The organism is Pseudomonas sp. Tri1 (assembly GCF_017968885.1).
Taxonomy (GTDB): domain Bacteria; phylum Pseudomonadota; class Gammaproteobacteria; order Pseudomonadales; family Pseudomonadaceae; genus Aquipseudomonas.
The window spans coordinates 2,000,443-2,014,829 of sequence record NZ_CP072913.1; the positions used below are offsets into that span (position 1 = coordinate 2,000,443).

The window sequence follows — 14,387 nt, forward strand, 5'->3', positions numbered from 1 at the left end:
ATGAGGCACGCATATCATCCTGGGCCGGCATCCTCGACATCAGGCTTGTTTTTGGGGGTAAGGCACCAGTGTCATTGGGCGCGACGCTGGCAGTTCCTGGCACGGACTCTGGCCTACCTGGAATGCAAAAGCTTCGATCAGCGAGGTTTGCTCGCTGGTGTCCAGACCGAGTTGGCCGGTGGTGTGATCGACCAGTTCAAGTTGCCAAGCCATCAAAGTGAAACAATCCTTTAGCGCACCCAAGGCCTGGTCATGCAGTTCCATGTGGTTTTGCGCGTGGCTGAGCAAGCCATGGATATGCAACGAGAACTCCGAAACAGCTTCCAGCGCCAGGGCATCGGCCTTGTTTGCCAGCTTCAACAAAGTGCTGAGCATGCAATCGATGGCGTCTTTGTCGTTGCTGATCAGTTGCAAGTGGCTCAGGCATTCCTCGGACTTGGCCAGAAGCGTCTCGGCTTCGGTCAGAAACTCAGGAAGGCGCTGATTCCAGTTCGTATCGTCGTTCGGCATGCTTATCTCCACAACATCGTGTCAGGCGAAAGAAAATCGCATGTGGCGAACGGCTGGACTTCACCGCCGGTTACGAACGAAGACGCGTCGGCACATCGTTGCCGTTGGGCAATGACTGAATCGCCAACGGTTGCGTTGGCGAGATCGGCCCAGAGGCTGGAAGTCCGAAGTCCTGCGGTCGCGCACAAAGGCCTGACTCCATTCAGCAATGAGAATGGCGTCACATTAATGGCTATTGGATAGCGGGAATATCAGGTTGGACCTGATTGTGCCTAGGGGAATCCCTTACACAGGGGAACCTTGTGCGCAAACCGAGGTCGCGCAGCGGGGAAAAATCACGGATGAAACCGTGAAGCCAGTAAAGCATGATGTTAATGTGACATCAATGCCCCTCGGTCATATTTCATACAGGGGTCAAGATCCGACTGACGCAGCCGATATCCCTTTATAAGATTTATTCGAACAAGCCCAGGAGTCATCGATGGCCGGCATTCTCGATACAGTAGATCAGCGAACCCAACTGGTGGGTGAGAATCGCCTGGAAATTCTCATGTTTCGCCTGGCGGGGCGACAGTTGTTCGCCATTAACGTATTCAAGGTCCAGGAAGTGCTGCAACTGCCGAAACTGACGTTGATGCCACAGCGCCACCCATTTGTATGTGGCGTGGTCAATCTGCGGGGCCAGACGCTGCCGGTGATCGATCTGTCCCAGGCCATCGGCATGCGTCCGCTGGTGCCGGGGGCCAACAGCACCATCATCGTCACCGAATACAACCGTTCGGTTCAGGCATTCCTGGTGGGTGGTGTGGACCGCATTGTCAACATGAACTGGGAAGCCATCCTGCCGCCTCCGACCAGCGCCGGTCGCGAGCACTACCTGACCGCCATCAGCAAGGTGGACGATCAGTTGGTGGAAATCATCGACGTGGAAAAAGTCCTGGCCGAAATCGTGCCATATAACGCCAAGGTCTCCCGGGACAAGCTCGAAGACCCGGTGCTGGAGCGTGCCCGCGGGCGTGAAGTGCTGCTGGTGGACGACTCCAACGTTGCGCTCTCCCAACTGCGCGACACCCTGGGGCAATTGGGTGTGAAAATGCACATCGCCAGTGATGGTTTGAAAGCCCTGAACATGCTCAAGGCCTGGGCCGATACCGGCGAGGTGATGACCGACAAACTGTTGATGATCTTCACCGACGCGGAAATGCCCGAAATGGACGGCTACCGCCTGACCACCGAAATTCGCAACGACCCGCGTCTGCGTGGGCTCTATGTGGTACTGCACACCTCGCTGTCGGGCAGCTTCAACGATTCGATGGTCAAAAAGGTCGGTTGCGACAATTTCCTCTCCAAATTCCAACCGGACAAACTGGTCGATGTGGTACGTCAGCGGTTGATGCTCGACTGAGGCTGATGGTGGTTTGCTTCAATGGCCGGCTCGTATAAGGTGGCATTTTTTCGCCACCAGGGAAGTTGACCATGTTGCGGCTGAGTGCGCTGTATCGCTATCCGTTGAAGTCCGGCAAGGGCCAGGCCCTGCAAGGGATTGGCCTGGATAAGCTCGGGTTGGACGGTGACCGGCGCTGGATGCTGGTGGATGAGGGCACCGGTCGCTTCCTGACCCAGCGCGCCGTGGCGAAGATGAGCCAGCTCTCGGCATTGTGGAACGAAGCGGGCGGCCTGACGCTCAGCGCCCCAGGCCACGGTACCATCGACGTGCCGCTACCGCCGGCCGTTGAAGAACAGCGGCGCGGGGTGATCATCTGGCGCGACACCTTGCGCGTGCCGGATGCCGGTGACGAGGCGGCTGCCTGGGTCAGCGAATTCATCGGCAACCCCACCCGCTTGGTGCATGTGCCGGTCGAGCTGGCGCGCACCACCGCCGCCGGTTATGGCAAGGATGACGACAAGGTCGCCTTCGCCGATGGTTTTCCATTGCTGCTGATCGGCCAGTCCTCTTTGCAGGACCTGTCCAGTCGAGTAGGGCGCTCGCTGGAAATGCTGCGCTTTCGTCCCAACCTGGTGGTCGAAGGCAGCGAAGCATTTGCCGAGGACGGCTGGAAGCGCATTCGTATCGGCGATGTGGAGTTCCGGCTGGTCAAGCCCTGCTCGCGCTGCATCATGACCACGGTCGATCCGCAAACCGGCGAGCGTGATCCGAACCGCGAACCCTTCGCGACGCTGCAGCAGTATCGTTCGACACCGGACGGTGCGATGTTTGGCCAGAACCTGGTCAATGACAGCAATGGTCGACTTGAAGTCGGTATGCCGGTAGAAGTGCTCGAATAAGAGACCCTTGAACAAAAATGCCCGTGTCGTTGGACACGGGCATTTTTATTTTCACACAACAGCTCTTGGTCCCGCTGGGCTGCGCAGCAGCCCCTATATCTCAGGCTCAGCCGCGGTATTCACACAGGTAGGCGGTGTCGACGGCGACCTTGAGCTGGAACTTGCTGTTGGCCGGTACATTGAATTGGCTGCCAGCCTGGAAGGTTTCCCAATCAGTGCTGTCAGGCAGTTTCACGGTCAGGGCGCCGGAGACGACGTGCATGATTTCCCGCTGGGCCGTACCGAATTCGTATTCGCCCGGGGCCATGACGCCGATGGTCGCAGGGCCTTCGGCGGTGCCAAAAGCGATCGACTTGACGGTGCCGTCGAAGTACTCGTTGACTTTAAACATGGGCGATTCCTCGAAAAAGGGGCTGAAAAGGGCCGGCCAGTATGCACAAGGCTTCAACATTCGTCATCTGCCGCACCTGCGGCTCACCCTGGAAGCACCAAGGGCAGCAACCGCGCCGTATTGCGCGCATCCTCCAGGGCTCGGTGCTGCTGACCACAAAATTGCAACCCGGCCAGTTGCAGCGCGCCATTGAGACCCAGCGGTCGTTCCAGGCGACGGGCCTTGGCGAAACGCTGTTTGAGGTTCATGTGCGGTATTTGGCCAAGGACACTGTGTAACTGCTGATGTTGCCATTCCTGAAGCAATTGCTTGCGGTCGTAGTCGCCCCAACTGACCCAGCTTTCCAGGTTTGAGTGATACGGCGCCAACCAGCGCTCGAACACGGGCCAGACTTCGGTCAGGGGCGCGGCACCGTCGATGTTGGCCTGGGTGATGTGGGTCAACTCGCGACAGAAAGATGTAAGCAGTGGTCGCCTCAAGGGCCGCACGAAACGCTGGAAATGATCCACCTCGCGACCGTCGCGGTTCACCAGCGAGGCGCCGATTTCGATAATTTCCATTTCGGTTACTGGCCAACCACCTTCATCGGTAGTGGCCTCCAGATCAATCACCAGCCAGTGAGGCATTGCAAGGTTCCCGGTATCGGCGCGCTGATGGATTTGAGCGTAGTCAAACCCGGCGCATCCGCCTAGTGCCCTGTTTCGACCCGCAACAAAACCTGGCGGTTTTTCACCTGGTCGCCTGGCTTGACCTGTAATTGCCTGACGACCCCGTCGATGCCTGCCTTGAGTGGGTGCTCCATTTTCATCGCCTCCAGCACTATCAGCAGTTGGCCCTGGCGTACCGGACTGCCTTCGCTGGCCAGCAGCTCGACAATGACGCCGTCCATGGGCGCCTTGAGCGTGCCATCACTGGTACTGGCCGTGGGGATGCTGGCGGCCTGGGTCCGGTCTTGCAGGTGCAGGCAGCCGGGGCGAGTGAACAGCCATAGGTCGTTGCCGTCGAGGCGCCAGGTATGGCGTTGGCGAAGGCCGTTGATCATCAGCGTGGCACCACATCGATCCATGTCGAGCAGCTTCAGTTCGATCAAACCCTCGGTGCTGCGAATGTTTAGCGTCCCGTCGATTTCGGCAGCCAGGGTCAGCGTCCAATTCCGTTCCCCCGCGCCGATCCGATAGTGCAGTGCCGTGCCGGCATTGTTGCGCCATCCGGCCAGACCGGAGGCATGTCGTGCGTGCGAGGCCTGATAAAACAGGGCCGTGGCAATAGCGAGCTGTTCGGTCGAGGGCTCGTGGGGTTGAAGGGCCGCATGACCGGCAAAATGCTGGCCGATGAACCCGTTGTCGAAATCAGCATCAATGAACCGCGGATGCGCCAGCAACCCCGCCAGCAAACGCTGATTGCTCTGGACGCCGAGCAGCACGCAATCCTCCACTGCTCGCAGCAGTTTGCGTCGGGCCTCTTCGCGGGTGGCACCATGGGCGATGAGTTTACCCAGCAGTGGGTCGTAGAACGGCGTAATGGCCTGGCCTTCCAGCAAGCCATGGTCGATTCGCACGCCGTCGCGGGGGGACGGTTGCCAGCCGATCAGCCGCCCGGTCTGAGGCAGGAAGTCCGTGGCCGGGTCTTCTGCACAAAGCCGTACTTCCATGGCATGGCCGTTGAGCACGAGGTGCTCCTGGCGCAGGGGTAATGGCAGGCCGGCGGCGACCTCCAGTTGCCAGGCCACCAGGTCCAGGCCGGTGACGAGTTCGGTCACCGGGTGTTCGACCTGCAGGCGCGTGTTCATCTCGAGGAAATAAAACCGGCCGTCCGGGGTGAGCAGAAACTCCACGGTCCCGGCACCGACGTAACTGACCGTGCGGGCTGCCTTGAGCGCCATGTCACCCATGGCCTGGCGCAGCTCGGCGGTCATGATTGGGCAGGGCGCTTCCTCGATGATTTTCTGGTGGCGCCGCTGGATCGAGCAGTCGCGCTCGCCCAGATGGATGAGCTGGCCATGGTGGTCGCCGAAAATCTGTACCTCCACGTGCCGCGGATTGATCAAGGCCTGTTCGAGAATCAGTTCGTCGTTGCCGAAGCCGTGCAATGCTTCGGAGCGCGCGGTGCGCAACTGTTCCGGCAGATCCTCGGCCCGCGATACCAGACGCATGCCACGGCCCCCGCCGCCGGCGCTGGCCTTGATCATCAGCGGGTAGCCGATGCGCGCGGCTTCGCGGCGCAGGGTGTCATCGTCCTGGGCGGCACCTTGGTAACCGGCGATGCAGGGGACGCCGGCTTTGATCATGGCGATTTTCGAGCGACGCTTGCTGCCCATCAGGTCAATGGCCTCGGGGCTTGGCCCGATGAACACCAGACCGGCTTCGGCGCAGGCCTTGGCGAAAACGGCGTTTTCCGACAGGAAGCCGTAGCCGGGGTGGATGGCATCAGCGCCGCTGCGCCGGGCCGCATCGAGAATGGCCGACAGGTTGAGGTAGGACTGCTGCACCGCCGCCGGGCCGATCAACACGGCTTCGTCGGCCATGCGCACATGCAGCGCGTCGGCATCGGCCGCGCTGAATACCGCCACCGTGCGATAACCCAGGGCCTGGGCGGTGCGCTGGATCCGGCAGGCGATTTCGCCGCGGTTGGCGATGAGGATTTTGCTGAAGGTGGGCATGGGGTCGCTCCTGGGTTTTGCGGTGGCTGTCAGGGCCTCATCGCGAGCAAGCTCGCTCCCACATTGACTGCGTCCACCGTCCAGTGTGGGAGCGAGCTTGCTCGCGATAGCGGCCAGTCAGGCAAGAAACTCACTTGTTCTTCCCCGGCAAAATCCCCATGAGTTTGCAGATGATGCTCAGCATGATCTCGTCCGCACCGGCGCCGATGGACACCAGGCGCACATCGCGATAGGCCCGTGCCACCGGGTTGTCCCACATGAACCCCATGCCGCCCCAGTATTGCAGGCAACTGTCGGTGACTTCCCGGGCCAGGCGCCCGGCCTTGAGCTTGGCCATCGACGCCAGCCGCGTGACGTCCTGGTCGTTGATGTACTGTTCGGTGGCCTGGTAGACCAGCGCCCGCAGGCACTCGATTTCACTGGCCAGTTCCGCCAGGCGAAAGTGAATCACTTGGTTATCGATCAGGGCGGTGCCGAAGGTCTGGCGTTCCTTGCAGTACTCGATGGTGCGGTCGATGCAATGCTCCAGGCCCTTGATCATGTTCGCCGCGCCGAACAAACGTTCTTCCTGGAACTGCAGCATCTGCATCATGAACCCGGCGCCTTCCTGGCCAATGCGGTTGCGTTGCGGTACCCGCACGTCATCGAAGAACACCTGGGCGGTTTCCGAGCTACGCATGCCGAGTTTGTCCAGGCGCGCGCCAAGGCTGATGCCGGGGCTGTGCATCGGCACCACGATCAGCGATTTGTTGACGTGCGGCTTGTCCTCCGAGGTATTGGCCAGCAGGCAAATGAAATCGGCGCTCGGTGCGTTGGTGATCCACATCTTGCTGCCGTTGATGACGTAGTCGTCGCCGTCCTTGCGGGCCGTGGTCTTGAGCCCGGCGACGTCTGAGCCGGCGCCGACTTCCGAGACGCCGATGCAGCCCACCTGCTCGCCGCGAATGGCCGGACGCAGGAATTCTTCCCGCAACTCATCGGAGCCAAAGCGCGCCAGGGCCGGGGTGCACATGTCGGTTTGCACGCCGATGGACATTGGCACTCCGCCGCAATGGATGGTGCCAAACTCCTCGGCCGCCACGATCGAATAGCTGTAGTCCAGGCCCATGCCGCCAAATTGTTCCGGCTTGGAAATGCCCAGCAACCCCAGCCCGCCGGCCTTGCGGAAAATCTCGTGGATGGGGAAACGCCCGGCCTTCTCCCACTCCTCGACGTTAGGGTTGATGTCGTGGTCGACGAACTGGCGAACGGTACGCCGCAGCGCTTCGTGTTCCTGGGTGAAGATCATGTTCAGTGTTCTCCTGTGAGCCGTGGAGCGTCCTCAGAAACGGGCCACGCCGAAGCTGTTGGGTTGCAGCGGCCGGACCTCGGCCTCGTGACAGATGTCCAGCAGATAGCCCACCAGCGTGCGGGTTTCTCGCGGATCGATCAGTCCGTCGTCCCACAGGTTGGCGCTGCCATAGAGGGCGCTGGACTGGCTGTCGATTTTCTGTGCGGTGGTGTGCTCCAGCAGGTCCAGCATCTTCGGGTCGGGGGTCAGGCCACTCTTGAGCTGTGTGGCCTCGGTGACGATGCGCAAGACCTTGCCGGCCTGGGCGCCGCCCATCACCGCCGTGTGGCTGTTGGGCCAGGCGAAGATGAAGCGCGGGTCCAGCCCACGACCGCACATGGCGTAGTTGCCGGCGCCGTAGGAGCCGCCCACCACGACGGTCAGCTTGGGTACACGGGCGTTGGCCACGGCCTGGATCATCTTGGCTCCATGCTTGATCACGCCTTGGCGTTCCGCCTCGGTGCCGACCATGAACCCGGTGGTGTTGTGCAAGAACAGCAGCGGCGTGCGGCTCTGGTCGCACAACTGGATGAACTGCGCGGCCTTGCTGGCGCCCTTGGGCGTGATCGGGCCGTTGTTGCCGATCAGGCCGCAGGCATGGCCGCGAATGTGCAAGTGGCCGCAAATCGTCTGCGTGTCGAACTCACTCTTGAATGCCAGGAAGTTCGAGCCATCGGCGATGCGGGCAATGATTTCTTGCACGTCGTAGGGTTTCTTCGGATCGTCCGGGATCAGCCCCAATAATTCCTCGGCGGGGTAGAGCGGCTCTGTCCAGCTGCGTTGTGGCAGCGGCGGCAGTTGCGCGTTCCAGGGCAGCAGGCTGACGATTTCCCGGGCCAGGCGCACGCCGTCGGCGTCGTTTTCCGCCAGGTATTCGGCGGTGCCCGCCACCTGCGCGTGCATCTGCGCGCCGCCCAATTCCTCTTCGCTGGCGACTTCGCCGGTGGCGGCCTTGAGCAACGGTGGTCCGGCCAGAAACAGCCGCGCCTTGTCGCGCACCACCACCACGTAATCCGACAGGCCCGGCTGATAAGCGCCGCCGGCGGTGGCTGAGCCATGCACCACGGTGATCTGCGGCAGGCCCATGGCCGACATCCGCGCCTGATTGGCGAAGCTGCGCGCGCCTTCGACGAAAATCTGCGCGGCATAATTGAGATTGGCGCCGCCGCTCTCGGCCAGGGTGATGACCGGCAGTTTGTTCTCCATGGCGATCTGTTGCAGGCGCAGGGTCTTGTGCAGGCCGCTGGGGGAAATCGTCCCGCCCTTGATCGCGCTGTTGTTCGCCACCACCAGTACCCGCACCCCGGACACGTAGCCAATTCCCGCGATCAGGCCGCCGCCGGCCTGGCTGCCATCCTTGTCGTCATGCAGTTTGTAGCCGGCCAGGCTCGCCAGTTCGAGGAACGGTGCGCCGGGGTCCAGCAGCAGGTTCAGGCGCTGGCGCGGCAGCAATTGGCCGCGCTGGTCGAATTTAGCCTGGGCCTGGGCGGCTTCGACCAGCACGGCCTGTTCGAGTTGGCGCAGGTGTTCGACACCCGCCAGCATCGCCGCGTGATTGCGGGCGTAGTCGGCGCTGTGTGGGTCAAGCTGCGATTCGATCACTGGCATGAGGATTCCTCTTGCTTGAACGGATTAGCGCTACCCCTGTGGCGAGGGGATTTAACCCCGCTGGCTGCGCAGCAGCCCCTGAGCGGTTGATTCAATTTGCCTGACACACCAGATCGCAGGCATTTAGGGCCGCGACCGTCTCCTAGTTGAGCTGATCAGCGATGCTTTGCGGCACCGGTATCTGGATCTCCAGCAACTGCTGGGCGAACGCCTTGCCTTGGGGATCGATGCGCAGGCTCGCGACACCCCCGCCGCCGAGGGCGTTTTCCAGCAGGAAATTCAGGCTATGGGTGCCCGGCAAATACCAGCGTTCGACGCGGCCCAGTAGTGGGTCGAGCACGTGGCTCATCCAGTCGACCATCACCTCCGGCGTCAGCGCCTCGGCGATCCATGGCAAGTATTCGGGCTCTCGGGCGATCACGCCTATATTGCTGTGATTACCCTTGTCGCCGGAGCGTGCCACCGCCAGTTTGACCAGCGGCACACTGGCATCGGCCCGACCTTGGGGCTTGGGCAGATCCGGGGCGCCCGGTAAATCGGCGGTCTCCAGCGGCTCGATGGCGGGCAGGGCGCAAGGATGGTGCTGGCCATCGAGTTCGATATCGAGCCGACAGGCGGTTTTGTCGATCAGGAACGAGAACAGGCGGATCAGCGGCGACACCGTTGGCCGGCCGCCGACCAAACCGGTCAACCCCGGTGCCATGCCAGTGGCGGCCTGGGCGATCTCCTTGGAAAACAGCACCAGCGCCGCTCTCTGCGGGTGTCGCACGGCGATTTTGATCAGCACCTCGCGGCTGTCCTGGCGCCGACCATGCTGGCCGTAAGTGGCTTCGCTGCCCAGCAGTTCGATGTTCACCTCGCTGAAGGGCGCCCAGCCGCGTTGGCTGAACATTTGCGAGGTCCTGTTGATGATCGCTTGGCTGACCCGTTCGGCCTTGGCCACGGCATCGATGCCCGCGATCAGGCAGGTAGCCGTGCAGCGAAAGCCATCCAGCCAGGTGGCACAGACCTTGTATTGATCGCTGGGCGGCAAGCCCTTGGCGCCGTGGACGCGCACCGTGTGCTTGCCTTGCTGGATCAACTTGACCTGGCTGAAGTCACAGGTCACGTCGGGCAAAAGGTAGCTTTGCGGGTTGCCGATTTCGTACAGCAATTGCTCGCCGACGGTCAGTGGCGTGACCAGCCCGCCGGTGCCTTCGGCTTTGGTGACAATGAACTGGCCGTCGGCGCTGACTTCAATGATGGGGAAGCCGATGTGCTCGTAATCCGCGACTTCCCGCCAGTCGGTGAAATTGCCGCCGGTGCACTGGGCGCCGCACTCGATCAGGTGGCCGGCCAGGGCGGCCTGGGCCAGTTTGTCGTAGTCGTGCCAGGCCCAGCCGAACGCGTGCACCAAGGCGGCGCTGACCACGGCGCTGTCCACCACGCGCCCGGTGATCACGATGTCGGCCCCCAGACGCAGGGCTTCGACAATGCCCGGCGCGCCGAGGTAGGCGTTGGTGGACACGCAGGCGGATGGCAGGGGCTCGCCGCTGAACATCTCGCGGATGCCTTGGCTGGCGAGTTGTTGGAAGTGCGGTTGCAGGTCATCGCCCAGCAGCACGGCGATCTTCAAGGGTACGCCAGCCTGATCGCAGGCGGCTTGCAGCGCCGCGGCGCAGGCTTGCGGATTGACCCCGCCGGCGTTGCTGATGACGCGGATCCGACCGTCATGCAGGCGCCGGAGCAGTGGCGTAAGTACCTCGACGAAGTCCGTGGCGTAGCCGCCCAAAGGGTTCTTCATGCGCGCTGCGGCCATGATCGACATCGTGACCTCGGCCAGATAGTCGAACACCAGGTAATCCAGCGCCGCGGCTTCGACCAGTTGCGCCGCAGCGCTGCAGGTATCGCCCCAGAAGGCGCTGGCGCAGCCGATTCGGATCGTTTTTGGCATGGAGTTCCCTCCCACAAACGAGGTTCGAGACTACCAAGCAAGCGCTTGGTCTGTAAACGACCGTTGGTTCTTCTTCCCGAGCGCTTGCTAGGTTGTTCCGACCAGCTTAAATTGCCCGCGTCACCCCGCCGCTTTGGGGCAGTGGCTGCACGTTGATTGATCGACTGTAGGAGAGAACGGGTGGACGAGCAAAAAGCCCTGAGCGTGATGCGTGAGCTGGTCGATCACGGGCAACTGACCGACCCGGACAGCGCTCGTGGCAAGCTGCTCCAGAGCGCCGCTCACCTGTTTCGCAACAACGGCTTCGAGCGCACCACGGTGCGCGACCTGGCGAGCGCCGTGGGTATTCAGTCGGGCAGCATCTTTCATCACTTCAAAAGCAAGGACGACATCCTGCGGGCGGTGATGGAAGAAACCATCCGCTACAACACCGCATTGATGCGCGCGGCCCTGGCCGAGGCGGGCAGTGTGCGCGAGCGCGTGCTAGCGCTGATCCGCTGTGAATTGCAGTCGATCATGGGCGGCAGCGGCGAGGCGATGGCGGTGCTGGTCTATGAGTGGCGCTCATTATCCCAGGAAGGCCAAGGGCAAGTGCTGGCTTTGCGTGATATTTATGAGCGCTTGTGGCTTGAGGTCTTGGGCCAGGCCAAGGAGGCCGGGTATATTCGCGGGGACGTGTTCATTACCCGGCGTTTCCTCACGGGCGCGTTGTCCTGGACCACCACCTGGTTTCGCGCCGAAGGCAGCCTGAGCCTCGATGAGTTGGCCGAACAAGCCTTGATCCTGGTGCTTGAAGAAAAACGATGATCCAGCGGCGTCTTTTAGGGGCCGCGCTGGCTAAGCGGCTGAAACCGCCTAGCTTGATGGTATTGACGGGTACTTTTGGGGAGTGGGTTATCTTGACGTTTTCACAGATGGGGATGACCTCGCGTATCGTCTTGGCCGCACTGGCCATGTTCCTGACGTTGCCGGCCAGCGCGGCGCAATTGGTCCGGATCGGCGCCGCTCATTTTCCGCCCTACACCGTTCGCCCCGAGAACGGTGCCGACACCGGCCTGCTGCCGCAAATGGTGGAAGCCTTGAATCGATCGCAAACCGACTACCAGTTCGTGCTGGTACCGACTTCGATTCCGCGCCGTTTCAATGATTTCAAGCAAGGCCGGGTCGATATGGCGATTTTCGAGAATCCGGAATGGGGCTGGCAGGATGTGCCTCATACCTCGGTAGACATGGGCCTGGAAGACGCGGAAATCTTTGTCACCCAGCGCCAGCCGGATCGTCAGCAAGACTATTTCACGGATCTGAGGGGCAAGCGCCTGGCGCTGTTCAGCGGCTACCACTACGCCTTTGCCCAATTCAATGCCGACCCCAAGTACCTGGCCGGGCAATACAACGCCACGCTGACCTATTCCCACGACAGCAACCTGCTGATGGTACTGCGCGGGCGTGCGGATATTGCGCTGGTTACCCGTTCGTACCTCAGCGACTACGTGTTGCGCAATCCCGAAGTCGGCCCGCAGTTGCTGGTGTCCGAACGGATCGATCAGATTTACCACCATTACGCGCTGATCCGGCCGCAGGCGCCGATCTCCGCCGAAGCGTTTGGACAGCTGCTGCAAAAACTCCGGGACAACGGTCAGTTGCTGGCGATTTTCAAACCCTATCAAATTGACCTGGTACCGGCGCACGCCCATTGAGGGCGGCACTAAATTTCCCTTCCTGGCTCACGTCACACGTTGACTACCGACGAATACGTGAGCCCCTTCATGTCCAACCTCAATCACCCGACGACGCTGCCCTTGCCTGGGGGGCGTCGCCTCGGCGCCGATGAAACCGAACGTCACCTGAGCCTGATGCTTGAAGGCGCGCCGCTGATCCGGCTGCGCCTGGAGCGTGGTCCCGAGCTGCATGTGCATTTGCAGGACATCCACGATCGCCCCGTCGGACCGGCGTTATGGGCGGCCTGCTATTGGCTGTTTGCCCGCGATGGCAGCTGTCAGCGCCTGACCTGGCACCTCGACGAACGTCCCGGCGAAGCCTTGCTCAGCGGCCTGCTGACGGGCTCGGAGCGTGCCGGCGAATACGTCTGCGAGCGCACGATGTTCTGGCAATTGCCGCAACCGTGGCTGGGAGAGTCATTCAGCGGCAGTTATCCGCAACAAATGATCATCACCGACGGCAAGCGCCATCCGCGTCGGCCCATGAAACCGCGCGGGGAAGTGTATCGGCGCTTCGATGCACGGTTGGGGGCCTGGGTATCCTTGCGCACCTTGGAAATCGAGCAGGACCTGACGCGTTTCAATCGCTGGCAGAACAGCCCGCGGGTGGCGAGTTTCTGGCAGGAGGAAGGCAGCCTGGAACAGCATCGCGAGTATTTGAGCAAGCTGCAGAGCGATCCCCGGGTCTTGACCTTGATCGGTTGCTTCGACGACCAACCATTTGCCTATTTCGAAGCCTATTGGGCCAAGGAAGATCGAATCGCGCCGTTCTATGACGCCGAGAACTACGATCGCGGCATTCACATGCTGGTGGGTGAAGAACAGCACCGGGGCCCGCACAAGGTGGCGAGCTGGCTGTCGGCGCTGGTGCATTACCTGTTTCTCGATGACCCGCGTACCCAGCGCGTGGTGGCCGAGCCTCGGGCCGATAACGCGCGGATGATCGGTCATCTGCACAACCAGTGTTTCCATTGTGCAAAGGAGTTCGATTTCCCTCACAAACGGGCGGCGCTGATGATTCTGGGGCGGGAGCGGTTTTTTGATCGGTGTGGGTTGATGTGAGGGCAGGGGGCGGTCATCAGGCCGCCATCGCGCGCAAGCTCGTTCCCACAATGGATTTGGGTGTTCACCCCCCTGTGGGTGCGAGCTTGCTCGCGCTGGGACCAACCAAACCACCAAGCCATCGCAAAATCAGCGCCGGGCGAAGGTATCCCCACGCACCCCCGATACCTTGCGGCAATGCACCAGGGCGTCGCGGATCATGAAGTTCACCAGGGTCGGCGAGACCCCCAGTTCCTTGGCGATGTCCTTCTGCGGCACGCCGTGCAGGCGGTACATCTCGAAAGCGTAGCGGGTGCGGCTGGGCAATTCGGTCAGCGCGTCGGCGATGTGTTCCAGAGTGGAAAAGTTGATGTGTGACGTTTCTGGCGAAGCACCCTGGATCACCACGTTCAACCCTTCCTCTTCCGGCCCCGAGTATTTCTGTTCCAGCGCCTGCTTGCGGTAATGGTCGATGGCCAGGTTGCGCACGATCTGGAACAGATAGCTGAGCTGAGCCTTGAACGAGGAGGTGATCTGCGGCGCCGATTGCAGCCGGAAAAACGCGTCCTGCACTACGTCTTCCGCGCGGGACCGGCAGCCGGTGATGCGCGCCGCGATCTTGACCAGGATCATTCGATTGTCGACGAATGCCTGAAGTAACGGTGAGTCGCACCTGCTTGTGGATACTTGTTCCGTCATGGAATTCACCTTGCTGCAAAAAGTTAGCAGGGCGGCCGGATTGCCGGACGCGTCCTACATATCGAGCGACAAATTAGGATGAATGATAATGATTGTCAATTGAGAAGAAGAATTATTGATGCGCCAAAGTCCAGCATGAGAGGCGCGGCCCTTTGCCGCGGGCCGTGGCCGTCAAACGCTTGGGTGCGGGAGGTTGCCGACTAATTATTTGC

General features: G+C 61.4%; 13 protein-coding genes. 5 read left to right on the forward strand and 8 right to left on the reverse strand.

What is annotated here, in order from left to right; genetic code table 11:
• Nucleotides 1-39 precede the first annotated feature (39 nt).
• Nucleotides 40-510 carry a hypothetical protein gene (locus J9870_RS08935; RefSeq protein ID WP_210643573.1) on the reverse strand — a complete coding sequence of 157 codons (471 nt, stop codon included), beginning with the start codon at nt 508-510 and terminating at the stop codon, nt 40-42.
• A gap of 481 nt (nt 511-991) precedes the next feature.
• Between J9870_RS08935 and J9870_RS08940 the strand changes: the two genes are divergently transcribed.
• Together J9870_RS08940 and J9870_RS08945 are read left to right on the forward strand one after the other, a co-directional pair.
• Nucleotides 992-1,915, forward strand: coding sequence for a chemotaxis protein CheV (locus J9870_RS08940; RefSeq protein WP_053120553.1), 924 nt, complete (start codon nt 992-994; stop codon nt 1,913-1,915).
• Nucleotides 1,916-1,986: 71 nt separating this feature from the next.
• Entirely contained in the window at nt 1,987-2,796 is an 810-nt protein-coding gene (locus J9870_RS08945; RefSeq protein WP_210643574.1) for an MOSC domain-containing protein, read from the forward strand.
• 106 nt (nt 2,797-2,902) lie between these two features.
• On the opposite strand, the gene J9870_RS08950 is transcribed toward J9870_RS08945, so the two are convergent.
• From J9870_RS08950 to J9870_RS08975, 6 genes are all read right to left on the reverse strand, one after another.
• On the reverse strand, nt 2,903-3,187 hold the full coding sequence (locus J9870_RS08950) for a pyrimidine/purine nucleoside phosphorylase (protein ID WP_053120557.1): 285 nt from the start codon (nt 3,185-3,187) through the stop codon (nt 2,903-2,905).
• Between the two features lie 83 nt (nt 3,188-3,270).
• The gene (locus J9870_RS08955; RefSeq protein WP_210643575.1) at nt 3,271-3,813 is read right to left on the reverse strand and encodes an exonuclease domain-containing protein; all 543 of its coding nucleotides are present in this window, start codon (nt 3,811-3,813) and stop codon (nt 3,271-3,273) included.
• Between the two features lie 62 nt (nt 3,814-3,875).
• On the reverse strand, nt 3,876-5,846 hold the full coding sequence (locus tag J9870_RS08960; RefSeq protein ID WP_210643576.1) for an acetyl/propionyl/methylcrotonyl-CoA carboxylase subunit alpha: 1,971 nt from the start codon (nt 5,844-5,846) through the stop codon (nt 3,876-3,878).
• Nucleotides 5,847-5,976: 130 nt separating this feature from the next.
• Nucleotides 5,977-7,134 (reverse strand): citronellyl-CoA dehydrogenase, encoded by a 1,158-nt coding sequence (gene atuD / locus J9870_RS08965; protein ID WP_210643577.1) that lies wholly within the window; start codon nt 7,132-7,134, stop codon nt 5,977-5,979.
• A 33-nt stretch (nt 7,135-7,167) separates the two neighbouring features.
• Nucleotides 7,168-8,784, reverse strand: coding sequence for a geranyl-CoA carboxylase subunit beta (atuC, locus tag J9870_RS08970; protein ID WP_210643578.1), 1,617 nt, complete (start codon nt 8,782-8,784; stop codon nt 7,168-7,170).
• Nucleotides 8,785-8,926: 142 nt separating this feature from the next.
• Nucleotides 8,927-10,717: an acyclic terpene utilization AtuA family protein gene (locus J9870_RS08975; RefSeq protein ID WP_210643579.1), complete on the reverse strand. Its 1,791-nt coding sequence runs from the start codon at nt 10,715-10,717 to the stop codon at nt 8,927-8,929.
• Nucleotides 10,718-10,897: 180 nt separating this feature from the next.
• On the opposite strand from J9870_RS08975, the gene J9870_RS08980 reads away from it, so the two are divergent.
• The 3 genes from J9870_RS08980 to J9870_RS08990 all read left to right on the forward strand — a co-directional run bounded on the left by J9870_RS08980 (nt 10,898) and on the right by J9870_RS08990 (nt 13,497).
• On the forward strand, nt 10,898-11,524 hold the full coding sequence (locus J9870_RS08980) for a TetR/AcrR family transcriptional regulator (protein WP_210643580.1): 627 nt from the start codon (nt 10,898-10,900) through the stop codon (nt 11,522-11,524).
• A gap of 113 nt (nt 11,525-11,637) precedes the next feature.
• Entirely contained in the window at nt 11,638-12,414 is a 777-nt protein-coding gene (locus J9870_RS08985; protein ID WP_210645167.1) for an ABC transporter substrate-binding protein, read from the forward strand.
• A gap of 69 nt (nt 12,415-12,483) precedes the next feature.
• Nucleotides 12,484-13,497 carry a GNAT family N-acetyltransferase gene (locus tag J9870_RS08990; RefSeq protein WP_210643581.1) on the forward strand — a complete coding sequence of 338 codons (1,014 nt, stop codon included), beginning with the start codon at nt 12,484-12,486 and terminating at the stop codon, nt 13,495-13,497.
• Nucleotides 13,498-13,626: 129 nt separating this feature from the next.
• On the opposite strand, the gene J9870_RS08995 is transcribed toward J9870_RS08990, so the two are convergent.
• Nucleotides 13,627-14,175, reverse strand: coding sequence for an RNA polymerase factor sigma-70 (locus J9870_RS08995; RefSeq protein ID WP_025212663.1), 549 nt, complete (start codon nt 14,173-14,175; stop codon nt 13,627-13,629).
• Nucleotides 14,176-14,387: the final 212 nt, after the last annotated feature.

Excerpts from the sequence above, each read along its gene's own strand:
- J9870_RS08950 (WP_053120557.1), bottom strand. The coding sequence starts at position 3,187 with ATGTTTAAAGTCAACGAGTACTTCGACGGCACCGTCAAGTCGATCGCT.
- J9870_RS08955 (WP_210643575.1), bottom strand. The coding sequence starts at position 3,813 with ATGCCTCACTGGCTGGTGATTGATCTGGAGGCCACTACCGATGAAGGT.
- J9870_RS08990 (WP_210643581.1), top strand. The coding sequence starts at position 12,484 with ATGTCCAACCTCAATCACCCGACGACGCTGCCCTTGCCTGGGGGGCGT.
- J9870_RS08960 (WP_210643576.1), bottom strand. The coding sequence starts at position 5,846 with ATGCCCACCTTCAGCAAAATCCTCATCGCCAACCGCGGCGAAATCGCC.
- atuD (WP_210643577.1), bottom strand. The coding sequence starts at position 7,134 with ATGATCTTCACCCAGGAACACGAAGCGCTGCGGCGTACCGTTCGCCAG.
- J9870_RS08940 (WP_053120553.1), top strand. The coding sequence starts at position 992 with ATGGCCGGCATTCTCGATACAGTAGATCAGCGAACCCAACTGGTGGGT.
- atuC (WP_210643578.1), bottom strand. The coding sequence starts at position 8,784 with ATGCCAGTGATCGAATCGCAGCTTGACCCACACAGCGCCGACTACGCC.
- J9870_RS08995 (WP_025212663.1), bottom strand. The coding sequence starts at position 14,175 with ATGACGGAACAAGTATCCACAAGCAGGTGCGACTCACCGTTACTTCAG.
- J9870_RS08945 (WP_210643574.1), top strand. The coding sequence starts at position 1,987 with ATGTTGCGGCTGAGTGCGCTGTATCGCTATCCGTTGAAGTCCGGCAAG.
- J9870_RS08985 (WP_210645167.1), top strand. The coding sequence starts at position 11,638 with ATGACCTCGCGTATCGTCTTGGCCGCACTGGCCATGTTCCTGACGTTG.
- J9870_RS08975 (WP_210643579.1), bottom strand. The coding sequence starts at position 10,717 with ATGCCAAAAACGATCCGAATCGGCTGCGCCAGCGCCTTCTGGGGCGAT.
- J9870_RS08935 (WP_210643573.1), bottom strand. The coding sequence starts at position 510 with ATGCCGAACGACGATACGAACTGGAATCAGCGCCTTCCTGAGTTTCTG.